Raw genomic sequence first — 24,200 nt, forward strand, 5'->3', positions numbered from 1 at the left:
GTCTCTGCGACCACCGGACGTCCCGCCCTCCCGGCTGAGACGGCCCGTCGCCCTGCGCCGAGCCCGCGTGAGGGCCGCTACCGAGAGCTCATGGAGCGCTACCTCGGCCCTCGCGTGCTCGACGCATTCGCCGACGACGACGTGACCGAGGTCTACGTCAACCCCCACGACGGGTGGCTCCGGCTCGACACGCGCTCCCAGGGCAAGGTCCGCACGGACACACGCCTCCGGGCCTCGCGCGTCGAGCAGTTCCTGGGCGCCGTGGCCGCCTTCCACAGCGACGCCCTCGGCCCCGCGGCGCCGTCCGTCCAGGCCGAACTCCCGAATGGCACCTTCGGGGGCGCCCGGCTCCAGGGGTTCGTCCCGCCGCTCGTCCCCCGCGCGTGCTTCGTCGTCCGCAAACCGGCCCGCGTGGTGTACGACCTCGACAGCTACGTCCGCACGGGCGTGATGACGGCCCGGCACCGGTTCGCGCTCCGCGACGCCATCGACGCCCACGAGAACGTGCTCGTCTGCGGCGGGACGGGCTCCGGCAAGACGACGCTCTGCAACGCGCTCCTGAAGGAGATGACCGAGCGGTTCCCTGAGGAGCGGATCGTGGTCCTGGAGGACACGGGCGAGCTCCAGTGCGCGGCCGACGACCACCTCCAGCTCCAGACCTCCGACGACGTGTCGCTCGCCGACCTCGTCCGGCACACGCTCCGCTGCACGCCCGACCGGATCGTCGTCGGTGAGGTCCGCGACGCCGCAGCCCTCGACCTCCTCGACGCCTGGGCGACGGGTCATCCCGGCGGGTGTGCGACGCTCCACGCCACGACGGCGCTCGGCGCGCTCCACCGCCTCGACCGACTCGCGCAGCGCGCCAACGTGCCGCCCCAGCACGCGCTCGTCGCCGAGGCCGTCGGCATCGCGCTCATCGTTGAGGGCGGCAACGCGGGCCGCAAAGTCCGCGAGCTCGTCCGCGTCGTCGGCCACGACGGCGCTGACTACCGGCTAGAGCCGGTGTGACCAAACCCCTGGGGACGCTCAGACCTACCGCCGCACGCCTGCTGGCGATCGTCTCAACCCCGCCGGGGACGCCCGGCCCACCCTTCCGGCCGCGAGGCCCCCCACCATGACCCGCCACCCGCTCCACATCGTCCGCAAGCCGACTGGCCCGCCCCGGCCGCGACGCCTCCCCACGCTCGCCCTGCGCGCCGCTGGGCTCTGCGCCCTCGCGCTCGTCCTGGCCGACCCGGCGGCGGCGTCCGGTGGCGCGGCGATGCCCTGGGACGGCCCGCTCCAGACCATCGCCGACGCGCTGACCGGCAACACCATCCGGCTGGTCGCCGTGATCGCGCTCGCCGCTGGCGGCATCATCTGGGCGTTCACGCGCAACGAGGAGGGCGTCAAGCGGATCGCGCAGGCCGTGATGGGCCTGGGCGTCGCCATCGGCGCCGCCTCGTTCGCGGCCACGCTCGGAATCTCCGGAGCCACGCTGTGAGCGCGCGCCAGAGGAACGGGGGAGGGGAGAGGCCGCCCACCGCCGGGCGGCTCCCCGAGCGGCCCGTTCACCAGTCCCTCGTCCGCGTCCCCCGCTACGCCGGCGTCGACCGGAGCTTCCTCGTCCTCGAGGTCACGCTCGTCGTGTGCCTCGGCTACCTCATGGGGCTCTCGTGGGCGACGGCCGCCGTCGTGGTGGTCGTCGTCGGTGTGGTCCACCCGCTCATGGTCCGGCTCTCGGACGCCGACGATCTCCTGCCCCAGCTCCTCGCCCGGACGCTCATGCAGGCCGACGCCTACGGTCCACTCCCGCCCGCGAGCGCGTCTCCCCGCCGGCCGTCGCGATCTGTCCCGACAGCTTAGACATCTAGGCACCTAGACCCCTAGCAGACGATGAGTTTTCTAGCCGCTGCAGCGGGCACGGCCGTCGGCGCGCTCGGCGCCGCTGGTCTCAACCGACTCCGCGAACACCGCAACGCGGAGGGCCTCGGGTCCCGCGCGCTCTCCGACCTCCTGGGCTGGGGCTTCCTGGTAGGGGAGGGGGTCGTGCTGATGAAGGACGGCTCGTTCCTGGCCGCTTGGCGGTTCCGGGGCCGCGACCTCGCCTCCTCGACAGCGGGCGAGGTCGCGGCCTTGGCCGAGCACGTCAACGCCGCCGTCGCGTCCTACGGCGACGGGTGGATGGTCCATGTCGACGCCGTCCGACGCGAGGCCGTCGGGTACGCCGACCGCGAGCGGTGCCACTTCCCGGACCCCGTGAGCGCGCTCGTCGACGAGGTGCGAAGGGCGCGGTACACCGCGACCGAAGAGCACTACGAGACCGACGCCGTGCTCACGCTCACGTACACGCCGCCCGGCGCGCTCACGAAGCGGATGGAACGGGCCGTCGTCCAGGGCCGAGGCAACGACGGCCCGGACTGGGACCGGCTCCTGGGCCGGTTCGAGCGCGAGGCGCGAGACCTCGAGGGGCGCCTCGCCTCGGCGCTCCGTTTGGAGCGGTTCGGGAGCGAAGACCTCCTTCGCCACCTCCACGAGTGCCTGACCGGGCTGGGCCACGCCGTCGGCGTCCCCGGCCACGGGGCGTACCTCGACTACGCGCTCGCCGACCAGTCCTTCGTGGGCGGGTTCGAGCCGCGGATCGGCGCCAAGCACGTCCGGATCATCGCCGTCCAGGGCTACCCGAACACGACACGGCCGGGCCTGGCCGACCCGCTCACGCGGCTCCCGTTCCCGTACCGCTGGTCCGTCCGGTTCCTGCCGTTCTCGCCCGCGACGGCCTCGAAAGTGATCGGCAAGAGCCAGCTTGGATGGTTCCAAAAACGGCGCGGGGCTGGCGACTGGGCCAAGGACATGGCGTCGAAGAAGAAGCGGGAGACGACGGAGCTCGACCTCGCCTTCCAGGATGGAAACGCGACGGCGATGGTCCACGACGCCGGCGCCGCTCGGTCGGCCAACTCGGGCGGCGAGGTCCGCTTCGGGTACCTCACCGTCTGCGCCGTCGTGATGGCGGACGACGCACGAGAGGCCGACGACCGCGCGCAGGCGGTGCTGAAAGCGATTCGCGACCTCGGGTTCACCGGCCGCGTCGAGGACGTGAACGCCGTCGACGCTTTCGTCGGGAGCCTCCCCGGCCACGGGCACGCCAACCTCCGCCGTCCCGTCTTGTCGACCGAGAACGTCGTCGACGTGCTCCCGCTGACGGCCCCCTGGGGCGGGCACCGCGAGGTCCCGAGCGGACTGTTCCCCGAGGGCTCGCCGCCGCTGCTGTGGGCCAAAACCGACGGGAGCACGCCGTTTCGGCTGTGCCTCCACGAGGGCGACGTGGGACACACGCTCGTCGTCGGCGCGACGGGCGCGGGCAAGTCGGTCCTGGTGGGCCTGATCCTCGCGCAGTGGCGGCGCTACGCCGGGTCGCGGACGGTGACGTTCGACGTCGGGTACAGCCACTACGTCTCCGGCCGCGCGATGGGCGCGGCGCACTACGACCTCGCAGGCACCGTCGCCCACGACGCCGGAGACACGGAGCCCGTGGCGATGCAGCCGCTCCGAGGCGTCGACCGGCCCGACGTGCGGCTCTGGGCGGTCGACTGGCTGGAGGGGCTGGTCGAGGTTCAGGGCGAGCGGCTCTCACCCGATGAACGCGGCCGACTCGCACACGCCGTCGGCCTGCTGGCGGAGAGCCCGCCCGAGGACCGGACGCTGACGGCGCTCCTGGTCGGCCTCGGTGACGAGCGGCTCCGGGCGCTCGTGCGTCCGTACACGCTCGAAGGACCGTACGGCCAGCTCTTCGACGCCGACCGCGACTCATTCGGGTCGGGCACCCGACCCGCACGTGCGGACGTGCAAGCGGCCACCGACGGCCGCGGTGGGGGAGAGGACGCCGTCCGGCATCAGGTGGTCGAGCTCTCGCACTTGGTCGGGATGTCCGACCGCGTGCTCGTGCCTGCACTGACGTACCTGTTCCGCCGCGTCGAGGAGTCGCTCGACGGCTCGCCCACGCTCATCGTGATCGAGGAGGCGTGGGCCGCGCTCATGCACGGACGCTTCGCCGACCGGCTCCGCCAGTGGCTCTTGACGCTCCGCAAACGGAACGCGGCCGTCGTCGTCGTGGCCCATAGCCCGGCCCAGTTCCGCGACGGCGTCAAGGGCGCTCAGCTCCTCGTCGAGAGCTGCCCGACGCGGATCTTCCTGCCCAACCCCGACGCCGCCGAGCCCGACACGGCCGCGCTCTACCGCTGGCTCGGCCTCAACGACGCCGAGGTCGCCCGGCTGGCGCGGGCGCGCAAGAAGCGGGACTACTACGTCCGCTCGCCGTCGGGAGCGCGGACGTTCGACCTGGCGCTGGGACCGGTCGAGATGGCGTTCCTGGGCACGCTCCCCGGCCGCTCGGCCGACGAGACGGTCCGGGAGGCCGCCCGACTGGCGGAGACCGAGGGCGAGCGGTGGCCCGCCGAGTGGCTCCGGCTCTGTGGCCTCGACGCCGAGGCGGAAGCCGTGAGCCTGCCCTCCCCCGAGACCAGGGCTACCCCGCCTCCACCCGCGTGACCCGTTCCCAGAGACCGTGTTCTAGCGCACGGCGGCTCTATCCAGCGACGAGGTCGTCGGCTGAGAAGAACAGGATCCGGCCCGCGTCGGCCTCTGCCCGGACCGCCCGGTCCGCCTCGCCGCGCCCCGTGAACAGCGCGAGGTGGACCCCGCTCGCCCCACCCAGGTCCGCCTCGACGAGCGTGGCCCTACGACGGAGCGTCGAGAGGTGACGCTCCGTGACGGGTCCCCACTTGGCCTCGCCGACGAGCAGTTGCCCGGCGCCGCCGAGCGCGACCACGTCGACCTCCTCTCGGTGTCCGGCGTCCCACCAGGACCCGACGCGGAGCGGGCGGAAGGGGAGCGCCCCCGGATCGCGACGGGCCTGCCGCCCGACGAAGTCCCGGCACACGGCCTCGAACACGCTGCCCATGTGGTCGTCCAGGCGAGGCTCGACGGCCTCCTCCCACAGGTGCTCAGCGTCGACCAGACCCAGGCTCCCGGTGTGGACGAGCGGGGCGATCACGCGGTGCCAGAACGCGAGGTACGGGTCCGAGACGCGGTAGACCGCTCGCTTCGAGCGGTCCGGCCTCTTCTCGGTGATGGGCACGGCCCGCTCGACCAACCCCATCCCCTCTAGCCAGCCCAGTGGGCGTGAGAGCGAGCCGCCGGAGCGGCCGACGCGGTTCGTGATCCCGCTCCACGTCGTCTCGCCGCCCGCGATGGCTTCCAGGATCGAGTAGTGGACGGCCGCCTCGGCGGTGAAGGCGTCGAGCACGTGCTGGGCGTCGTCCACCAACCGTCCGGAGGCGCTGAGCAGGTGCGCCGCCGCGTTCTCGGCCAGCGTCTGGTCGGGGTCGAGGAGGGCGAGGTGACCGGGGAGGTGCCCGAACAAGCCGTAGGCCACGAGTTGGTCGCGGGACGTCCATGACGGGACGAACTGCGACGCCTCGGGGACGCCGAACGGGGCGAACGTGAGCCGAGCCGTGCGGCGCCCGTAGAGGGGCTGGTCGGCGGCTTCGAGCCGCTCCATCGCCGTGACGTACGACCCGCTCAGGACGAGCTTCATCTTGCTCCCTGCCCAGTCGTGGTCCCAGAGCTTCTGGATCACCGACGGGAGGGCCGGGGCCGCGTCGGCGAGGTAGGGGAACTCGTCGAGGACCAAGAGGAACGGGTCGTCCCCGGCGCGCTCGGCCACGAACTCGAACAGGTCCTCCCAGGTGGCGAACCCGCTCCCGCGCCGGAGGGCGGCGTCGCCCAGGTGCGCGCCGACGACGCGGCTGAGCCCAGCGAGCTGCTCGGCCTCGGTGCGCCGTGTGGCCTGGTAATACACGCCGCCGACGGCCCGGGCGAACCGGGAGAGCACGTGGCTCTTCCCTACGCGGCGGCGACCGACGGCGAAGGCGAGGTCGGGACGCGGGCGCGCCCACAGGTCCTGGAGGTCCGTCCACTCGGCCTCTCGGTCGATGACGTCGGAGGGCTTCTCGATCATGAATGAAGATACGTTCCACCGGAGGAACTTCCACCAGTGGAACAGAAGTGTTGGCGTTTGCCCTTCCGTCCAGATCCCCTCGCGCAGGGCGCGGGCCAGGATCGAGGGACGGCGAGCACGTCGGCGAACCGACCGGTGTCCGGTGGCGGGGCGAGATCGCGCCTCTGCACGGTGTCCCCCCGTGCACACCCCTACCGCCATGCCCACATCCCTTCGCCGGGCCGCTTGCGCCCTCGCCATCTTCCTCGTCGCCCTCGCGCCCGCCCAGGAGGCGAAGGCGCAGTGGGCCGTCATCGACCCCGCCCACATCGCCAAGAGCGTCTGGAACGGCCGGAAGATCGTCGACCAGTTGACCGCGCAGCGCGACCAGCTCCGCGCCTTCCGCGACAACGTCCAGAAGCTCCGGTCCTACAACCTCCGCGACGTGACGGGCTTCATGGCCGCCGTCGACGCCACGCTCGTCTCGGGCGCCGAGGTGGCCTACGCCTCGGCCTCGCTCCCGTCCGACTTCTACCGGGTCTACACCGGCGTCGACGTGTCCGACACGCGCGGCACGACCGACACCTGGTTGTCCAACCAACTCGACGGCTCGCTCGGGACCCTGCGGTCGCTCCGTGAGCACGCCGTCCAGCTCCAGGCCGCTCGACGTGACCTGACGGGCTTCCAGTCCCAGATCCGGTCGGCGACCACGGCCCAGCAGATCGCCGAGGTCCAGGGGACCGTCCAGGCCTACGGCGTCCAGGAGTCCCAGCTCCTCCGCCAGGTGACGATGCTCCAGGTCGACCAGCAAGCGCGGGCCGAGGCGTCGCAGGCGGCCCAACGGGCCTACGCGACGGCCGTCGCCCGCGACGTGGCCGCTCGGAGCCGGGCTTCGGCCCGCCTCATCGGCGGCCGGGACTACGGATCGCGTCCGATCCTCTAACCCGGAAGTCGCACCTCACACCTCACACTTGTGACGACGCTCGACGCGCCGCTCTATGACCCCGCTGTGTACCTCCAGGTCCTTGGGCACCCGCGTCCGCCGTTGCCTCCCGTCCTCCGACGCGCCCACACGGGCCGTCGGAGGCTCGGGTGTTTGGGTCCGGGCGGCCGGTGTCGCGGCCCTCGTTGCGTTTGCCCTCAGCACGGAGGCGTCGGCCCAGGCGCCGCCCGTCCTCGACACGATCGTCGACGACTTCCGCGCGGCGGTCGACGCGGCCCGTCCCGGACTCCTCGCGATTGCGCGGGGGACGTTCGGGACGCTGGCGATCATCGAGATCGCGCTGTCGGCGATCCTGTGGACGCTCCGCGAGGACGGCCCCTACCGCGTCCTCACGGGGCTCGTCGTCAAGCTGGCATGGCTGGCCTTCGCGTTCAGCCTCATCGTCTCGTTCGACGTGTGGTTCCCGCCCGTCCTCAACGGGTTCGTCGCGGCAGGGGGGACGGTGACGGCCGGGACGGTAAGCCCGAGCGACGTATTGGGGCTCGGGACCGAGCTCTCGGTCGAGATGGTGGCCGCGTTCTTCGACGGCGTCGGCCTGCTCGACGTGTCCGTGAGCGTGCTGGTCACGGCCGTTCTGGTTGCCGTGGCGGCGCTCCTGGTCCTGCTGATGTTCGCGCTCATCGCAGCCGTGGTCGTGGTGGTCCTGGTCGAGTCGTTCATCGCGCTCGCCGTTGGCGCGCTCGTGCTTGGGTTCTCAGCCTTCCGGGGGACGGCCAACCTCGCCGACCGCTTCGTGGCCTACGTCTTCAACCTCGGGATCCGGCTGTTCTGCCTGTTCCTGCTCGTCGCCATCGGAACGGACGTGGCCCAGGGGTGGCTCCCCATCATCCAGGCCAACCCCGACGACCTCGGGGCCATGATGGCCGTGCTCGGCGGAGCGGTGACGTTCACCGTGCTCGTGACCTACGTCCCGTTCAAGGTCTCGACGTCGCTCACGCGCGACCTGTCGGTCGGCTTCGAGAAGGCGTTGAACTCGGTCTAGCGCCCGCCTACCTGCCTAGCCCCCTAGACCTCTACCCATGCCCCACCTTTTTCGATCTGCTCCACCTTGTAACGGCTCTGGCGACGGGGCGCCCGCCGGATGGTCGCACGAGCGGCCGACGCCGCCGGAAGTCCTCCGGGGCCGGTACGAGTTCACCCGCCAGTTCTCCGACCTCGCCCGTGGCAAGCGAAACTGGCAGTGGGTGGCCGCGCTCTCGCTCGTGCTGCTGGGGCTGGCGGTCGCCGGGCTCGTCACGCTCGCCTCCCAGAGCCGCGTCGTCCCCTACGTCGTCGAGGTCGACCGGGTGGGGCGGGCCGAGGCCATCGTGCCCGCCGAGGCCGCGTCGGTCGCCGAGGACCGCGTCGTCGTGGCCGCGCTCTCGTCGTTCGTGTCCAACATCCGCACGGTCTACGCCGACCCTGTCGCGCAGCGCGACGCCGTGTACCGGGCCTACGCCCACGTCGCCGGCGACGCCCGCGACTTCCTGGAAGGCTACTTCTCGGACCCACAGAACGACCCGCGCCAGCTCGGCAAGGACTTCCGCCGGGCCGTCGAGGTCACGGCCGTGCTCCCGGTCCCCGGCACGGACCAGGGCACAGGCCGGACGTACCGGGTCCAGTGGAACGAGACCGACGCCTCGACGCAGGGCGGCGAGCGGGAGCGGGCGTGGGAGGGCTACGCCTCGGTCACGCTCGCCCCGCCCACGACGACGGAGGGCGTCGAGCGGAACCCGCTCGGCGTGTTCGTGACCGACCTCTCGTGGAGCCCGCTCGCCGGTCAGACCACGCGTACCGAACGCGACACCGACGAGCCAGAGGCGGAGCCCGAGCCGCCCGCCGAACGCCCCGCCCGCCGTCCGCGCCAGACCGTCCGGGCGCCGGACGACACCACGCCTCCACCCAACTCAGACCTCCGATGACCGCCTCTCACACCGTCCCACACCGCCGCTGGCGGCTCCTCGCCGCGCTCGCCGTCGGCCTCTTCTGCTCCCACGCGGCCTCCGCGCAGGAGGCCCCAGACGCGCTCCCCGAGGCGGCGTCCGTCGTCGACTTCTCGGAGACCGACTCGGACGCTTCCACGGCCCCGAGCGGCCAGCCGGTCGGGGACGGGTTTACCGAGGGGGCCGTCATCGTCACGCCGGGCCAGATGGCGGAGGCGCTCGGCGAGCTCGTCCGCGAGTACCACCGGACGGGGCGCGCGGGCGTGCTCCGCCAGTCGACGGTGATGGTGGTCCCGTTCGGGCACAGCCAACCGGTCCTGGCCTGCGCCCCGCTCCGGGCGTCCGTCGTCGAGCTCGAACCGGGCGAGGTGGTGATGGGCGTCGTCGCGGGCGACACCGAGCGGTTCGCCGTCGAGCAGACGTACACCGGACCGGGCGGTCGGACGCCGCTCGTGGTCGTCAAGCCGCTGGCGTACGACGTGACGACGAACCTCGTGGTCTCGACCGACCGCCGGGTCTACCACGTCACGCTGGACTCGGCCCCGCGCCCGTCGCGGACCCGGAGCAGGGGAGGGGACGGCGAGGTCAACCCGCAGCCCCGCTACGCCCGGCACATCCGGTTCTACTACCCCGACGACGTCGCGGCCGACGTCCAGCCCGGCGCTGCGCGTCTCGCCCCCGCCCCGAGCTCGGCGGGCGTCCTCAACGCCAATGCGCCCGCCTCGCTCGACGACCTCCACTTCGACTACCAGGTCACGGGCGACCCCGACTTGGTGGCCGCCGTCGAGCGCGTGTTCGACGACGGCGTCCACGCCTACGTCAAGCTCAGTCGCCAGGCCGTGCGCGGCGGCGAGGTGCCGGTCCTCTACGCCATCGGACCGGGCGGCGACCGCGAGGTGCTCAACTACGCCTACCGCGGCGGCTACTACGTGACCGACCGGGCCGTCCGCGAGGCCGAGCTCGTGCTCGGGGCGACGGTCCGCACCGGGTTCCTCGGGCTCGGCGGGCGCCGCCAGATCGAGCGGACCGCCCGCCTCCTCCGCCTCGACTGACCCCCGTTCCACCCTCGCCCCCGATCCGATGTCGCACGACGACTCCCTCCCGACTGGCGCCGACGACGACGCCCCGTTCGACGACCGCGTCTCGTTCGCCGTTGATCCGCCTGGCGCTCCCGGTGCGGCGGACGACCCCTTAAATACGCCCACCGAGACCGAGTTCGTCGGCCTGGTACTCCCGCCGAACGAGCGGCCAGCGGACGACGGCCTCGCTGAGGAGCCGCTGGACGACGGGCGGTACGCCCCCGTCCGCGTGGACCGACGTGTCGTGCTGGCGGGGCTTTTGATCGCTGGCGCCTCGGTGCTGCTCTTGCTCGTCCTGTTCTCGGGCAGCGACGACGCGGGTCCGGGTGCTGACGTGCCCCGCCCGACGACGGCCGCGCCCGAGTTCATCGAGCGGCAGACCGACGACGGGCTCGGCTCGCCAGAGGCCCAGCCGCCTGTCTACGGCGACGCCCTCGTGGGCGGGGACTACGCGATGGTTGATCCGTACGCGGACCCGTATGCCGGGTCGCCCTCGACCGACTACGGGGCTACACGGCCTACCCCTGCGCCTGTCAGCGCGAGCGGAGGGGCTGGCCGGAATCCGGCGCTGTCTCGGCGCTCGGGCCGCGACGTAGACCCCCAGGAGGCTTCGTTCGAGCGCGCCATCGGCTCGCCGCTGCTCGTCGGCACGGGTGCGCCGGTCCGCCCGCAGGGAGACGGTCGGCCGGAGCTTCCCGAGGGCCTGAGCCCGGAGGCCGAGCAGGAGATCTACGAGCTCCAAGCGATCGCGGCGGCGCTGGCCCCGCCGTCGATGAGCACAGGGGCGCCTCCGACCGGCAGTCCGACCCCGTACGCCGCCAGCGGGCCGGTCACTGTGGGCATCCCAGCGCCGCAGCAGCCCACAAACGCCTCAGGCCGTCCGGGGGCGGGCTCGCGCGAGGCGTTCCGCGAACGGACCTCAGCGCTTGGCTCGACGGCCTACGCCGTCCGTGCCGAGCGGCCCCAGCACGACTTGGTGCTGAGTGCGGGGACCGTGGTCCCGGCCGCGCTCGTGACCGGGATCAGCTCCGAGCTTCCCGGTGCCGTCGTGGCCCAAGTGACCCGGAACGTCTACGACAGCCGAAACCAGCGCGACGTGCTGATCCCGGCGGGCTCCCGCCTGGTCGGCGAGTACGACGACCAGGTGGCCTACGGTCAGAACCGGGCGCTCGTGGCGTGGACCCGGCTCCTCTTCCCGGACGGGCGGAGCGTGTCGCTGCCGGGCCTCCCCACACAGGACCTTCGGGGGCAGGCTGGGCTGCGCGACCGCGTAGACCGGCACACGGGCCGACTCTTCGGCTCGGCCGTGATGCTGGCCGCCGTCGGCGCGGGCGTCGAGCTCGCGGCCCCGTCGGACGGGGGTGCCTTCGGGAGCGAGAGCCCACAGGAGACGGTGGCCCGCCAGATCGCCATCGAGCTGTCCCGCGTGGCGACCGAGGTCGTCCGCCGCGACCTCGACGTGCAACCGACGGTCACGATCCGTCCGGGCTTCCGGTTCTACGTGTTTCTTGCCCGCGACCTCGCCTTCGCGGCCCCGTACCGCGATCGGGCCGACGTCGGGCGGTTCTCCCGCGCGGCGTCCCGCTGACCGTGGGGCCGGTCGGCGCGGGGAGCGCACCAGGGGTGCCTACGGGGTCCACGCGGTCTCCGCTGGCGCTCGTCGTGCTCCTGACGGTCCCGGCCGCCGTGGCGGCGCTCTACGCCGCCACGGCACTCGCCTGGAAGGCCGGGTATCACTCGGCACTCGGACCGCCCCTGTGGGCAGCTGAGGACCTGCCACTCGTAGTCGTCCGGTCTGGCCTCGCTGTCGCCGGGCTGGCGGCGCTTTGGCTCCTGGTTCGAGGGAGAAGGGCCGGGGCCGCCGCGCTCGCACTCGGCGTGGTCGCTGCCGCACCTCTCAGCACCGGGTTCGTCTACGGACCGGGCGCCGGTGTTCGCTGGACGCTCCAGGCCGCCCGGAACGCTGGGGCCGACTCGCCAGAGGTCCAGGTCGCGCTCCTCGCGGCCTCACTGGGCGGTCTCGTCGCGCTCGGTCTCGTGGCGGCGCTCACGGCGCCCGGCCCCCTCCAGGCCTCGGGAAGCCACGGGACGGCAGAGTGGGACGACGGGGCGTCGCTCCGGATGGAGGACGGTCTCGTCTTGGGGCGGCAGAGGAGGGGAGGGCGGAAGCCCGGTCCACTCCTCCGCTACGACGGGCCAGGCCACGTCCTGACCGTCGCCCCGACCCGGGCCGGGAAGGGCGTCGGCGCCGTCGTCCCCAACCTCCTCGACCACCCCGGACCCGTCCTGGTGACGGACCCGAAGGGCGAGAACCTCGCGATCACTGCCCGCTGGCGGGCTGAGACGCTCGGCCACCAAGTCGTGGCCCTCGACCCGTTCGGCCTCGCTCCGGCTGGGCTCCTGGACCACGTGGCCGGGCCGGGGAGCGTCGAGTCCGGCGGGCTCAACCCGCTCGACCTGATCGGCGCGGACTCGCCGGACGCCCCGGACGACGCGTCGCTCATCGCCGAGATGCTCGTCGTCGACGGCGACTCGGGCAACCCGTTCTGGGCCGATGAAGCCAAGGCGCTCCTGTCGGGACTCGTGCTCCACGTCGCGCGAACGGAGACGGGCGACCGCCGCTCGCTGCTCACCGTCCGCGAGCACCTCACGGCGGCGCCCGACGAGTTCGAGGCGCTCCTGGGCGCGATGGCGGGGTCGGGCAGCGCGACCGTCCAGCGGACGGCGAACCGGCTCCGCCAGAAGGCCGACCGCGAACGGTCCGGCGTCGTGTCGTCGGCCCAAAGCCACACGCACTTCCTCGACTCACCCCGGATGGCGGGCGTCCTGGGCCGCTCGACGTTCGACCCGGCGGCGCTCCGCGGTGGTCGGCTCTCGGTGTACCTCCTGCTCCCGCCCGACCGCCTCGACGCCTTCTCGCGGTGGCTCCGGCTCACGGTCGCGACGGCGCTCGCGGCCGTCGCCCGGCTCGGCCCGCTCGCCGGCGGCGCCCCACCCGCGTCTGGCCGCGCGCTTTTCCTGTTGGACGAGTTCGCTCAGCTCGGCCCGATGCCGCCCGTCCGCCGGGCCGTCTCGCTCATGGCTGGGTACGGCGTCCAGGTGTGGCCCTTCTTGCAGGACCTCGGCCAGCTCCGGCGGCTCTACCCGAAGGACTGGGAGACGTTCGTCGCCAACTCGGACGTGGTCCAGGCCTTCGGGACGACGGACCAGTTCACGGCCGAGTACCTCTCGAAGATGGCCGGGACGGCGACCGTCTTCGACCGCTCAACGGGGTCCGGGCGGAGCCGGGGCAAGCGGACATCGCGGTCGTCCAACGTCGGGTCGCGCGAGACGGGCCGCCCGCTCGCGACGCCCGACGAGCTGCGGCGGCTGGATTCGGGCGACCAGTTGCTCCTGGTCCGAGGCCAGCAGCCGGTACTCGCGCGCCGGGTCGCGTTCTACGCCGACCGCGTGTTCCGCCAGCGGGCCGGGTGACGTACCCCTGGCGGCGGGGCCATCTACGCTGTCCGTCTACGCCCCGCCCCGCCCATGCGCCGACGCTGGTACCGCTACGCCCCTCGCCCCTTCAGCCTCGGCATCTTGGTGCTCGCGTTGATCGGACTCGTCGACCAGTGCGCACGGTGAGGGAAGAGCGTTGACCGGCACTCCCGATAACGGCGCGTATCATCCCCCCCTTCAGTGCTCACTGCGCGCCTAGAGGCCCCTCACGCCCACGCGAGGACGGCGGCGAGCGAGGCGCCCGCGACCGCCGCCCACAACAGCACGCCCTGCGCGAGCGGCCGGACCCCGACGGCCCGGAGCGTCGCCCGGCTCAGCCCGGCCCCGATGAGGAACAGCGTGAGCACGAGCCCCTGCTTCGCGAGCGCCACGAGCGCCGTGTAGACGGGCGCCCCGGCCGGGAACAGCGCCACGACGGCCGACGCCAGCGCGAAGAGCCCGATGAACCACGGGACCGTCACCCGGACCTCGCCGCCCGCTGTCCGCCGCCGCCAGAGCGCCGCCCCGAGCGCGAGCGGGACGATCCAGAGCGCCCGCGTGAGCTTGAGGACGGTCGCCTCTCGGAGCGCCTCGGACCCGTACGACGCCGCCGCCCCGACGACCGACGACGTGTCGTGGATGGCGACGGCGGCCCACACGGCGAACTGGTGCTGGCTGAGGTCGAGCGCGTGCCCGACGGCCGGGAAGACGTAGAGGGCCACGCCGTTCAGGAGGAATACGGTCGCGAGCGAGACGCCCATCGCCTCGGCCCCGGCCCCGAGCGCCGGGCCGAGTGCGGCGATGGCCGAGCCGCCGCAGATGGCCGTCCCGCCCGAGACGAGCGCGCCCGTCACGGGCTCGACCCGCAAGAGCCGCCCCAGGAGGAGCCCGAGCCCAAGCGCGAACGCGATCCCCGCCGCCGTCACGACCACGCCCGCGCGCCCGACGGCCAAGACGGCCGGGAGCGACATCCCGAACCCGAGCCCGACCACGCACGCCTTCAGGAGCCCCTTCGAGGCGCGCGCGCTCCGGGCCTCGTACGGGTTCCCGAGCGTCAGCCCGAGCGCGGCGCCGACGCCGAGCGCGACGGCCGGCGACACGGCCGGGACGAGCGCGAGCGCGGCGAGCGCGAGGAACAGCGCCCGGTGCCACGCCGGGTGCGGCGACGGCGGACCGGGCGGGAGGACGGCGTCGAACGGGGCGTCGGCCGCGTCGTCGGGCGGGGCGGGGGCGCTGAGACGCACGGCGGTGGACGTCGGGGCAGCGGTCAAGGCGGGGGCACGGGCGGGTGAGGAGGGCAACGTCGCCCGGTCCTCACGTCCTGTCCAGCGCGACGTTTGGCACACAGCGTCCGACTGGCCAGGACGTTCAGGTCGCCCCCTCCCCCGAGGCGTCCGCGTCGAGGTGCTCCACGAACGCCTCGACGAGCCGACCCGCCGAGGCGTGGCGGTGCGTGAGCCGCCACAGCGTCCGGCTCAGGTCCCACGGCGACGCCAGCTCGACGAGCCGCCCGGCGTCGAGGTCGCGCGCGACGGCCAGCCGCGAGAGGACCCCGAGCCCGCCGCCCGCCTCGACCGCCCGCGCGACGGCCTCGCTGCTCCCGACCTCGAGCACGCACTGGAGCCGGTCCACGTCGTCGCCGAGCGCCCGGACGAACACCTCGCGCGTGCCAGACCCCTCCTCGCGGAGCACCCATTGGTGATCAAGGGCGTCGGCCCCGAGCCGCCCCGCCCCGGCGAGCGGGTGGTCGGGCGCGGCGAACACGACGAGCCGGTCCTCCCGCCACGGCGTCGCCACGAGCTCGGGGTGGGACGTCGGCCCCTCGACGTAGGCGAGGTCGAGGGCCACGTCGAGGAGCCGGTCGCGGATCTCGCGCGTGTTCCCGACGACCAATCGGAGGTCGGCCGCGAGGCGGTCCGCGGCGAACGAGGCCAGCGCCGACGCGAGGACGTGGTTGGCGATCGTCGTCGAGGCCCCGACGATGAGCCGCCCGCCCCGGTCGGTACCGAGGAGCGTCTCGGCCTCGCGCGCCGCGTCGAGCGCGGCGCGGGCCGGGCCGCGGAGGCGGCGGCCGTCGGCGTTGAGGCGGAGCCCGCGCCCGGCCCGGTCGAAGAGGGCGTGGCCGAGGGCGTCCTCGAGCGCCGCCAGCGCCGAGCTCGTCGCCGACGGCGAGAGCGCGACGGCCTCGGCCGCGCGGCCGACGTGCTCGTGCTCGGCGAGGGCGAGGAAGACCTCGAGCTGGCGGAGGGTGAGGGTCATGGGTGTTCGACGACGTCGGACGGGTCGGCCGAAAATATCGGAGAAACCCGAACACGCGCACCGCGTCTCACTCTTCCCCCCCTCGCCGGGCACGCTGGCGTCCGGGGTCCCCTCTCATCCGCTCCTCCCATGCGCACCCGCTCTCTCGTCCTCGCCGCCGCGTCCGGGCTCGCGCTGCTCCCCGGCTGCGCCAGCGACCCCGACCCGGCGACCGACCCGGCGGTCGTCGAGCCCGCCCCCGCCGTCCAGGACGCCCCGCCCGCCACCGTCAGCACGCCGGTCCTCTCCGTGCAGGACCAGGCCGTCGCCGGGGACGCCGTCGTGATCGCCGAGGCCGACGTGCCCGCCGACGGGTGGGTCGTGGTCCACCGCGAGGCGGCGGGCGGCGGCCCCCAGGTCCCCGCCATCATCGGCAAGGCGTTCCTGACGGCCGGTCCCCACGCCGACGTCTCGGTCCCGCTCGACGAGCCCGTGGACTCTGGGGAGACCCTCTTCGCCATGCTCCACGCCGACACCGGCGAGGCCGGGGCCTACGAGTTCGACGGCGCCGACACGCCCGACCAGCCCCTGACCGAGGGCGGCGGCCCCGTCGTCCAGCCTTTCGTGGTGCAGTAGCCGTTCCGGCCGCGCCGCTCGTTTTTCTTCATCTCTCACCCCCTCTACTCATGCCCTTCCGACTCCCGCTCCTTCTCGCCCTGCTCGCCGTCGCCGCCGCCCCGCTCTCGGGGTGCGACTCCGACGGCACTGACGAGGCCGAGACCTTCACCGTCCAGCTCCGGCCGCTCAACGACAGCGGCGTGAGCGGGACGGCCACCGTCCGCGTCGGGGACGACGGCGCGTTCACCGTCGCCCTCGACGCGACCGGCCTCGACGCGACCGGCCACCCCCAGCACATCCACGGATCGGCCATGGCCGTCGCCTCGTGCCCGTCGGCCGCGGCCGACGCCAACGGCGACGGGTTCGTCGACGTCATGGAGGGCGCGCCGAGCTACGGCGGCATCCTCCTCCCGCTCGACGACGACATCAGCAATCAGACGCCCAACGCCCCCGGGTTCCCCCAGGGCACGTCCATCTCGTACAGCGCCTCGACCACGTTCGCCCAGGTCCGCCAGCTCCTCGAGCGCGACGACCCCAACGCGGACGACCCCATCATGACGCTCGGCGCGGGGGCCTCGGTGGATTTGGGCGACTACGCCATCGTCGTCCACGGCACCACGCGGACCCTGCCCGGGACGGTCGGCACGATCCCGGGCCTCCCGAACACGGCGACGCTCCCGGTCGCCTGCGGCACGCTCTAGCGACGCCTACGGTCTCTCAGCCGAACCCCTCCGGTGCCGCGAAGCCCCTCCGCTCGGAGCGGGGGGGCCTCTGTCGTGCCGCACGTCGCGAGCAACATCCGGTTCTACCGGACATCTCATGCCGCACAATGAGGCAAACCAGGACAGACGCCCGCCGTTGACTCGGCACCACCGGGCGCTCGACCTGAACCCCGACCCTCCTCCCTCTCTTCCCATGACCGACGCCCCGCCCGGAGTGAGCCGCGTCCGGGCGCGGGCAGGTCGCCCGCTTCCCCGCCACGCTCCCGTCCGAGTCCGTCCATCCCGTTTCACTCTCCACCTCCCGTCCCGATGATCTCCCCCCTCGACTTCGCTCGCGTCGCCCTCCTCCCCCTCACGCTCCTCGTCGCGGCCTGCTCCAGCATGGGGGCCGAGACGGCCCCGCCGCCGACGGCCGCCGGGGTCGGATACGCCGAGAGTGCCCGGTCCGTGGCGGCCACGGTCGGCGCCGTCGAGACCGAGGTCGAGGGCCTCCCGCCGGTCAGCGTCGTCGCCCGGCTCGACCACGCCGCCAACGCCGCGGGCGTCGGGCTCGACCTCCCCCCGACGCGCATCGTCTTCTTCGGGAACCCCCAGCTGGGCACCCCGCTCATGCAGCGGAGCCAGACGGCCGGGATCGACCTCCCGCAGCACGTCCTCGCGTACGAGGATGGGGGCACGGTGTACGCCCTCTACAACACGGCCGATTACCTCGCGGCCCGGCACGGACTCTCCGGCGTCGCGACGCTGGGCGGCATTGCGGACGCTCTCGAGTCCATCGTCGGGAGCGCCACGGGCGGGGCCGTCGAGCGGACCGGGGCCGGGAGCGTGGAGGAGGGCGAGGGGCTCGTGGTCGTGCCCAGCGCGTTCTCCGTCGACGAGACGTTCGGGCGGCTCCGGAGCGCGGTCGAGGCCCGGCCCCCGCTCTCGGTCGTGTTCGCGCTCGACCACGCGGCGAACGCGGCGAGCGTCGGGCTCGAGCTCCGGCCCACGCGGCTGCTCGCGTTCGGGAACCCCCGCCTCGGGACCCCGCTGATGCAGGCCGAGCGGTCCATCGGGCTGGACCTCCCGCAGAAGGTGCTCGTGTGGGAGGACGCCGCGGGCGACGTGTTCCTGGCCTACAACGACCCGGTCTACCTCGCGGCCCGGCACGGGATCGAGGGGCAGGCCGAGACGCTCCAGACGATCTCCGACGCCCTCGCCGGGCTGGCCGCCGAGGCCACCCGCGACGGCTGAGCCTGCCCCATCGCCCCTCGTTTCACCTCCCTTCAACCTCTCCTTTCAACCCTTCCCCATGACCCGCCTCTCCGTCCTCCCCGCGCTTTTCTTCCTCGTCGCCGCGTCGGCCTGCGCCGCCGGCGCCCCGCCCGCCGCTCCGCCCGCGCTCCACAACCGGATCGAGGTCTCCGACCAGCCCGTACGCGACGGGGCCGTCGTGATCGCCGAGGTCAACGCCAACCAGGCCGGGTTCGTCGTGGTCCACGCGGCGGCCGAGGGCGGCGGCCCGGCCGTGCCCCAGTCCATCGGTCACGCCTACGTCCCGGAGGGGACGACCCAGAGCGTCCGGGTCCCGCTGAGTGAGAGCGTCGCGCCCGGCGCGCGCCTGTTCGCCATGCTCCACGCCGACACCGACGGCGACCGCGCCTACGCGTTCGGGCCGGGCTCGACGGACGTCGACACGCCGGTGAAGGAGGGCGGGGCGGTCGTCGTGGTCCCGTTCGCCGTGACCGACCCGTACCCCGTCACGCCGCACGCGACGGCCATCACGCTGCTCGACCCCTCGATCCGCTACGCCCCGCGCGACGGGACGGTCCGGGTCTACGGCGCGGGCGGGCCGCAGAACGCGTTCCAGGAGGCGGCCGACCTGTTCGAGGCCGAGACGGGCACGCCGGTCGAGATCACGTTCGGCCCCGAGAGCTCGTGGTCGGCCGACGCCCAGCGCGACGCCGACGTGCTCTGGGGGACGGCCGAGCAGGCCATGACGGCGTTCCTCCAGACCTACACCGAGTTCCCGAGCGAGGCCGTCGAGCCGCTCTACCTCCGCGAGGCCGTGATCGCCGTCCAGCCCGGCAACCCCAAGGATATCCAGGGCTTCGACGACCTCTTGCGCGACGGCGTGTCGATCGTGGTCGTCGAGGGGGCCGGGATCTACAACACGTCGGGGACGGGCGTGTGGGAGGACGTGGCCGCGCGGCTCGGCTCGCTGGGCGACGTCCGCCGCTTCCGCGAGAACATCGTGGCCTACGCCCAGGGCAGCGGGGCCGGGTTCCAGGCGTTCAAGGACGGGGCCGACGCCTGGATCACGTGGTCGTACTGGCCCATCGACCACCCCGGCGAGGCCGACCTCGTCCGGTTCGAGGACGACCGGGTGATCTGGCGCGACGTGAGCGTGGTGGTCTCGCCCGAGGCCGACTCGGCGGCGGCGGCTTACGTCGAGTTCCTCAAGACGCCGCGCGCGGTCGCCATCTTCGAGCGGCACGGCATGACGCGCTAGATGCGAGCCCGAGCCGCGACGGACGGGGCGACCGCCTACGCCGCCCTCCTCCTCGTCATCTAGCTCTTCCCCCATCATGGCCGCCGCCCTCTCCATCCACGCCGAGCGCCGGCTCACGTCCGGCCCCGCCGTCGACCTCCGCCCGAACTGGGACGCCGACGGCCGCTCCGTCGTCTTCGAGCGGCAGGAGGGCGGACGCTCTCGCCTCTACCGGGTCGCGGCCGGCGGCGGCGCGCCCGTCGCGCTCGGCGCCTGTAACCAGGGGGCCGAGACCGTCCAGGGCCGCCCGGCCTTTTTCGGACTGGACGACTTCGTGTTCGTGAGCGGTCGGGGCGGTCGGCTCGCGCTCTGGCGGCACCGGGCGGGCGCGGTCGCGCCGGTCACCGCTCCGGACGGCGAGGGCCGCGACTACGGCCCCGCCGCGTTCCCCGGCTCCGCCCGGCTCCTCTTCTTCAGCGACCGGGCCGGGACCGGCGGGGTCCAGCTTTTCGAAACGGACCCGGAGGGCAACGTCCGCGCTCTCACCGACGCCCCCGGCTCAAGCGACCAGCCGTGGCCCGTGCCGGGCACCGACACCGTCGTGTTTCACTCCGACCGCGACGGGGCCGACGCCGTCTGGCGGCTCGACCGGGCGACGGGGGAGGCCTCGCGCCTGACGCCGGGGGGCGAGAGCGAGGGGACGGCCTACGTCACGCCGTTCCCGTCGCCGGACGGGGCCTACGTTGCGTTCGGCCGCGAGGTGGACGGGGACCTCCAAATCTGGACCATGCGCCTCGACGGCACGGGCCGCCAGCCGCTCGTGACCGGAGACGCGAGCTTCCCGGCGTGGAGCCCGGACGGCCGGAGCCTCGCGTTCGTCCGGGGCCGCCCGACGGCCGACGCCGGACCGAGCGGGGACGTGTGGACGGCGTCGGTCGTGGTTCCGTGACCGGCGCGGCCGATCGCACCCGCGTCGTCATCGCCTGGACGCTGCCACACGGAAAAGGGGTCGGGGTTCTTGTAGCGCCGGACCCGATCTGGGCGCTTTGGACGACGGACCGCGCTGTGAGCGGCGTAGAGGCCGATCCGACACGGACGGGACATCAGGAAGGACTTCCTTCTCGACAGGGCCAGCGACCTCGCCCCTCGTCTCCGAATCGCCCTCTACGAGGGACCTGAGCGCCTACCCTTCTTGACAAGGCCCCCGGTCGGCGGTCAGCGCCCAAATCTGTTCCAGTGCTACGCATTCCCCGGGTCCGACAATCAATGGAACGGTGCTGTACGGTACGCGGGGCGTGGGGCCTCATTAGGGAAGGCAGCTCACCACTCGTCTGCGGGCACCGACGGGTCCCGGAGCGGCCGGAGCTCCCCACGCGCGACCGGGCCGTCGAGCTCGAAGTGGTACCGGCCCAGCACGTTCACGTGCTCCGTCCCCCCGCCCGGCGTGACGCGGACCGCCCCGCCGCCGTCGGCGTCGAGGCGCCAGACGGCGTCCGTCCCGCCGCGGTCGGAGTGGAAGACGAGCCCGCCGCCGGGCAGGGGCCACGGCTGGTCGCCGTGCTCGCCGAGCGCGCGGAGCCCGCCGCCGGCGCCGACGCGGAGCAGGCGCGAGCGCCCGCCCTCCCGCCGCTCGAAAACGACGGAGGCGCCGTCCGGGCTCCACGCCGCCCGGAGGTCGGCGCCCGGCGCGTCGGTGAGCCGGCGCTCGGACGCGACGGTGACGCGGTCGGGCACGGCTAGCGCGCGCGGGCGGCGAGCGCGACGCCGGCCCCGGCGAGCGCCGCCAGCCCCAGCGCGCGCCACGGGTGGAGCGCCGTCGCCGTGTACAGGCTCGACTCCATGACGTGGCCGCCGTACGGCCCGCGCTCCCGGAGCCCGCCGGCGGCGCCGTCCAGGCTGTTCTCGCCGAGGGGTCGCGGCGACCCGTCGTTCTTGGAGAGCGGCGCGAAGACGGTCTCCATCAGCGTGTCCATCAGACCCGGCGCGTAGTACCCGAGCTGGGACATCTGCTTGCCGCCGCCGCCCACGATCACGTCACGGCGCGGGTGCTCGGCGCAGGGAGGATCGCGCGGGCGACGACATCGGGGGCGTAGACGGGCGGGGGGATCGAGGCCCGCTCGTCCATGTAGTTTTTGGCGTGGGTGGGGTACGACGTGTCGATCGCGCTCGGCTTGACGAGCGTGACCGAGACCGGCGCGCCCTCGTCCTCGAGCTCCATGCGGAGGGCGTCGGTGAACCCCTTGACGGCGTGCTTCGAGGCCGAGTAGATGCCCTGGAGGACGATGGCCCGGTCGCTCAGCACGCTGCCGACGTTGGTGAGCGCGCCGCCCCGCCCCTTGAGGTGGGCGACCGCTTCGAGCGAGCCGTAGACGAGCCCCCAGAGGTTGACCTCGAAGAGCTGGCGCATGTCCTCGATGGGGACCTCTTCGAGCCGGCCGTAGACGAACGCCCCGGCGTCGTTGACCCAGGTGTCGAACCCGCCGAACGTGTCTTGGGCCGCCTGGGCGATCCGGCGCACGTCGTCGCGGTCCGTCACGTCGGCCTCGACGGCGAGGGCCCGGTCGGTCCCGATCTCGCCCGCGAGCTGGCGGAGGTCGTCGCCGCTGCGGGCGGCGAGGACGACGCGGGCGCCGCGCTCGGCGGCCTTCCGGGCGGTCGTGGGGCCGATCCCCGACGAGGCGCCGGTGACGACGAGGGTCTGCTGGTCGAGCGGTTTGAGGGAGACGGACATGGGATCGGTAGGCCCGCCGCCGCCGGCCGCCGCCGGCGGTCGTGGCAGGCGGGTCCGCCCGTCGGAGTCAGGCGTCGAGGAGGCCGAGCTGCTCCAGGATCTTGGACTGGTCGGTCACGCCCCAGCGGTCCGTACACCGGCCGTCGCGCCACTTGCCGAGCTGCATCGCCGGGGCCTCGATCGAGCGGCCGGTCGGGGCGTGGCCCATGAACTCGCCCGTGTGCGTGCCCCGCGCGGTGTAGCGGAACGCCACGTAGTCGTCCGTGGCGACCATCTCCTCGACCTCCAGCGCCAGGTCGGGGAAGGCCGTGCGGAAGTCGCGGAAGAAGTCCTTCAGCCCCTCTCTCGTGGGGGCGTAGTCGCCCGAGTCGTGGTCCACGAAGTCGTCGGCGAGGATCTCGTCGAGCACGTCGAGGCGGCCTTGACCGGCGACCTCGTCGCCCCAGCGCTTCTGCGCGTCGATGTTCTTCTGTCGGGTATCCATTGGAGGAGTCGGGTTAGGAGGAGAGGGCGTCGGCGCCGGCCTGGGCGACGGCGTGGTCGTCGTCGACGGTGCTGCCGGAGACGCCGACGGCGCCGATCACGGCGTCGCCGTCCATGAGCGGGAGGCCGCCGGGGAACGAGATCAGGCCTCCGTTCGAGTGCTCGATGGCGTAGAGCGAGCCGCCCGGCTGGCTCATCTCGCCCAGACTGCCCGTCGGCATGTCGAAGTAGCGGGCGGTCTTGGCCTTGGTGATGGCGACGTCGATGGAGCCGAGCCACGCGCCGTCCATGCGGCGGAAGGCGAGGAGGTTGGCCCCGGCGTCGACGACGGCGACGTTTTGCTGGATGCCCATGTCCTCCGCCTTTTTCTGGGCGGCGTCGAGGACGGCGGTGGCCTGGGCGGTGGTGACGGTCCTTAGGGTGCGGGGTTCCATAGTGCGGGGGGGGGGGAGTCACGTCCTACGGGCGACGGGCACCCGCGGGTCTGCGTCTCTCGTCGGCCGTCCGGGCGTGGTAGTCGGTGAGCAGCACGAGCAAGCCGGCCGCGGCGACGAACGGGAGGAAGTAGGCCCGCTCGTTCTCCCGTTTCAGGCCTACTGCAACCAATGGAACGGGATTGTACGGTAGCGCTCGCGACAGCCCTTCCCAGCGCGTGAAGGCAGGTGAGGGGTCCTGATCTCCTGCCTCACGTGAGGGCGGGTAGGGGCCGGCTGCGGGGACCTCCTACAATCGGCGTCATCGGGAGTCCAGTGGTATAGACCCCGCCGGAACGGCCTGGAATCGGAGGCATCGGAGACCGCTGGGAAGCGGCCTTGGAGCCAGCGAGGGGTGAATACGGGTGAACGGTGGTCGCGTGGTCTAGACCACGTCGGGCGCCAGGACCCTGCGATAACGCGGACGCCCACGCTGGCCTAACGTCGCCTTATGCCCCGCCTATCGTACAGTACCGTTCCATTGATTGTCGGACCCCACGTTGGGGATAGGAGGGGGCGTCCTCTACGCCGTGCTCCGCGACCGCGTCCCCGGGAGCGGCCCCCGCCGGGGGGTCGTCTACGGGGCCGGGTTCTCGCTGGTGGTCGACGAGGGGCTGAGCCCGCTGCTCGGGTTCTCGCCCGGGCCGCTCGCGTTCCCGTGGCAGACGCACGCCGGGGGTTCATCGGGCACCTCGTGTACGGCGGCGTCACAGGGGCGGCCTTGCGGGTCCAGGACCGGGCAGGGTGAGGGGGGCGTCAGGCCGCAGAGTCAGGGCCTGCGGCCGGGCTCTGAACGCCCCGCGCCTCGGTCGTTCCGGTAGCGGCGTCTCCGGTAGCGGCGTCTCCGGTAGCGGCGTCTCCGGTAGCGGCCAGGATGAGGCGGACCGCCGCCTCCGGGCGGTCCCACTGGGGGAAGTGCCCGCACCGGTCGAGCCACTCGAGCCGCGCGCCGGGGAACCGCGCCGTCGCCCGCTCGGCCTGCGAGGGGAAGCACACCCGGTCCTGAC

24 protein-coding genes are annotated in these 24,200 nt (G+C 73.3%); 15 read left to right on the forward strand and 9 right to left on the reverse strand.

What is annotated here, in order from left to right:
- Window positions 1-90: 90 nt before the first annotated feature.
- The 4 genes from trbB (at window position 91) to BSZ36_RS18655 (ending at window position 4,527) form a co-directional block, all read left to right on the forward strand.
- Window positions 91-1,008 carry a P-type conjugative transfer ATPase TrbB gene (gene trbB / locus BSZ36_RS18640; RefSeq protein ID WP_179271303.1) on the forward strand — a complete coding sequence of 306 codons (918 nt, stop codon included), beginning with the start codon at window positions 91-93 and terminating at the stop codon, window positions 1,006-1,008.
- 106 nt (window positions 1,009-1,114) lie between these two features.
- Window positions 1,115-1,483 (forward strand): TrbC/VirB2 family type IV secretion system protein, encoded by a 369-nt coding sequence (locus BSZ36_RS18645; RefSeq protein WP_094552189.1) that lies wholly within the window; start codon window positions 1,115-1,117, stop codon window positions 1,481-1,483.
- Entirely contained in the window at window positions 1,480-1,845 is a 366-nt protein-coding gene (locus tag BSZ36_RS18650; protein WP_094552191.1) for a VirB3 family type IV secretion system protein, read from the forward strand. The genes BSZ36_RS18645 and BSZ36_RS18650 overlap by 4 nt, the downstream gene beginning before the upstream one ends.
- A 30-nt stretch (window positions 1,846-1,875) precedes the next feature.
- Entirely contained in the window at window positions 1,876-4,527 is a 2,652-nt protein-coding gene (locus BSZ36_RS18655; RefSeq protein ID WP_094552193.1) for a VirB4 family type IV secretion/conjugal transfer ATPase, read from the forward strand.
- A gap of 37 nt (window positions 4,528-4,564) precedes the next feature.
- On the opposite strand, the gene BSZ36_RS18660 is transcribed toward BSZ36_RS18655, so the two are convergent.
- Window positions 4,565-5,998, reverse strand: a complete 1,434-nt coding sequence (locus BSZ36_RS18660; RefSeq protein ID WP_143537010.1) for an ATP-binding protein — start codon at window positions 5,996-5,998, stop codon at window positions 4,565-4,567.
- A 199-nt stretch (window positions 5,999-6,197) separates the two neighbouring features.
- Here BSZ36_RS18660 and BSZ36_RS18665 point away from each other — a divergent pair, with 199 nt between their 5' ends.
- The 6 genes from BSZ36_RS18665 to BSZ36_RS18690 all read left to right on the forward strand — a co-directional run bounded on the left by BSZ36_RS18665 (window position 6,198) and on the right by BSZ36_RS18690 (window position 13,455).
- Window positions 6,198-6,920 (forward strand): type IV secretion system protein, encoded by a 723-nt coding sequence (locus BSZ36_RS18665; RefSeq protein ID WP_179271304.1) that lies wholly within the window; start codon window positions 6,198-6,200, stop codon window positions 6,918-6,920.
- An 82-nt stretch (window positions 6,921-7,002) separates the two neighbouring features.
- The gene (locus BSZ36_RS18670; protein WP_179271305.1) at window positions 7,003-7,962 is read left to right on the forward strand and encodes a type IV secretion system protein; all 960 of its coding nucleotides are present in this window, start codon (window positions 7,003-7,005) and stop codon (window positions 7,960-7,962) included.
- A gap of 37 nt (window positions 7,963-7,999) precedes the next feature.
- Window positions 8,000-8,881: a VirB8/TrbF family protein gene (locus BSZ36_RS18675; RefSeq protein WP_094552199.1), complete on the forward strand. Its 882-nt coding sequence runs from the start codon at window positions 8,000-8,002 to the stop codon at window positions 8,879-8,881.
- Entirely contained in the window at window positions 8,878-9,954 is a 1,077-nt protein-coding gene (locus BSZ36_RS18680; protein WP_094552201.1) for a TrbG/VirB9 family P-type conjugative transfer protein, read from the forward strand. Before BSZ36_RS18675 ends, BSZ36_RS18680 begins: the two co-directional genes overlap by 4 nt.
- A 28-nt stretch (window positions 9,955-9,982) precedes the next feature.
- Window positions 9,983-11,569: a TraB/TrbI/VirB10 family type IV secretion system protein gene (locus BSZ36_RS18685; RefSeq protein ID WP_094552203.1), complete on the forward strand. Its 1,587-nt coding sequence runs from the start codon at window positions 9,983-9,985 to the stop codon at window positions 11,567-11,569.
- Between the two features lie 35 nt (window positions 11,570-11,604).
- Window positions 11,605-13,455: a type IV secretory system conjugative DNA transfer family protein gene (locus BSZ36_RS18690; protein WP_143537011.1), complete on the forward strand. Its 1,851-nt coding sequence runs from the start codon at window positions 11,605-11,607 to the stop codon at window positions 13,453-13,455.
- 230 nt (window positions 13,456-13,685) lie between these two features.
- Here the strand turns inward: BSZ36_RS18690 and BSZ36_RS18695 are convergent, their stop codons facing one another.
- Window positions 13,686-14,729: a YeiH family protein gene (locus tag BSZ36_RS18695; RefSeq protein WP_218827770.1), complete on the reverse strand. Its 1,044-nt coding sequence runs from the start codon at window positions 14,727-14,729 to the stop codon at window positions 13,686-13,688.
- Between the two features lie 97 nt (window positions 14,730-14,826).
- Window positions 14,827-15,717, reverse strand: a complete 891-nt coding sequence (locus tag BSZ36_RS18700) for a LysR substrate-binding domain-containing protein (protein ID WP_094552207.1) — start codon at window positions 15,715-15,717, stop codon at window positions 14,827-14,829.
- Window positions 15,718-15,846: 129 nt separating this feature from the next.
- Here BSZ36_RS18700 and BSZ36_RS18705 point away from each other — a divergent pair, with 129 nt between their 5' ends.
- The 5 genes from BSZ36_RS18705 (at window position 15,847) to BSZ36_RS18725 (ending at window position 20,455) form a co-directional block, all read left to right on the forward strand.
- Complete coding sequence (locus tag BSZ36_RS18705) at window positions 15,847-16,332, forward strand: DUF7282 domain-containing protein (RefSeq protein ID WP_094552209.1); 486 nt, start codon at window positions 15,847-15,849, stop codon at window positions 16,330-16,332.
- A gap of 50 nt (window positions 16,333-16,382) precedes the next feature.
- Window positions 16,383-17,015 (forward strand): CHRD domain-containing protein, encoded by a 633-nt coding sequence (locus tag BSZ36_RS18710; protein WP_094552211.1) that lies wholly within the window; start codon window positions 16,383-16,385, stop codon window positions 17,013-17,015.
- A gap of 330 nt (window positions 17,016-17,345) precedes the next feature.
- On the forward strand, window positions 17,346-18,269 hold the full coding sequence (locus tag BSZ36_RS18715; RefSeq protein WP_094552213.1) for a DUF302 domain-containing protein: 924 nt from the start codon (window positions 17,346-17,348) through the stop codon (window positions 18,267-18,269).
- Window positions 18,270-18,327: 58 nt separating this feature from the next.
- Window positions 18,328-19,527, forward strand: coding sequence for a substrate-binding domain-containing protein (locus BSZ36_RS18720; RefSeq protein ID WP_218827771.1), 1,200 nt, complete (start codon window positions 18,328-18,330; stop codon window positions 19,525-19,527).
- Between the two features lie 76 nt (window positions 19,528-19,603).
- On the forward strand, window positions 19,604-20,455 hold the full coding sequence (locus BSZ36_RS18725) for a TolB family protein (RefSeq protein WP_094552215.1): 852 nt from the start codon (window positions 19,604-19,606) through the stop codon (window positions 20,453-20,455).
- A 371-nt stretch (window positions 20,456-20,826) separates the two neighbouring features.
- Here BSZ36_RS18725 and BSZ36_RS18730 read toward each other — a convergent pair whose 3' ends face one another.
- The 6 genes from BSZ36_RS18730 to BSZ36_RS19785 all read right to left on the reverse strand — a co-directional run.
- Entirely contained in the window at window positions 20,827-21,240 is a 414-nt protein-coding gene (locus tag BSZ36_RS18730) for a TolB family protein (RefSeq protein WP_179271306.1), read from the reverse strand.
- 2 nt (window positions 21,241-21,242) lie between these two features.
- Window positions 21,243-21,539, reverse strand: coding sequence for an SDR family oxidoreductase (locus BSZ36_RS20210; RefSeq protein WP_218827772.1), 297 nt, complete (start codon window positions 21,537-21,539; stop codon window positions 21,243-21,245).
- Window positions 21,536-22,237, reverse strand: coding sequence for an SDR family oxidoreductase (locus tag BSZ36_RS18735; RefSeq protein WP_218827773.1), 702 nt, complete (start codon window positions 22,235-22,237; stop codon window positions 21,536-21,538). The genes BSZ36_RS20210 and BSZ36_RS18735 overlap by 4 nt, the downstream gene beginning before the upstream one ends.
- Window positions 22,238-22,304: 67 nt before the next feature.
- Window positions 22,305-22,721, reverse strand: a complete 417-nt coding sequence (locus tag BSZ36_RS18740; protein WP_094552219.1) for an ester cyclase — start codon at window positions 22,719-22,721, stop codon at window positions 22,305-22,307.
- Window positions 22,722-22,734: 13 nt separating this feature from the next.
- Window positions 22,735-23,154, reverse strand: coding sequence for a GlcG/HbpS family heme-binding protein (locus BSZ36_RS18745; protein WP_094552221.1), 420 nt, complete (start codon window positions 23,152-23,154; stop codon window positions 22,735-22,737).
- 795 nt (window positions 23,155-23,949) lie between these two features.
- Window positions 23,950-24,200, reverse strand: a 251-nt coding sequence (locus BSZ36_RS19785) for an alpha/beta fold hydrolase (RefSeq protein ID WP_218827774.1), incomplete at its 5' end; no start/stop codon positions are given.

Source organism: Rubricoccus marinus (assembly GCF_002257665.1).
GTDB lineage: Bacteria > Bacteroidota > Rhodothermia > Rhodothermales > Rubricoccaceae > Rubricoccus > Rubricoccus marinus.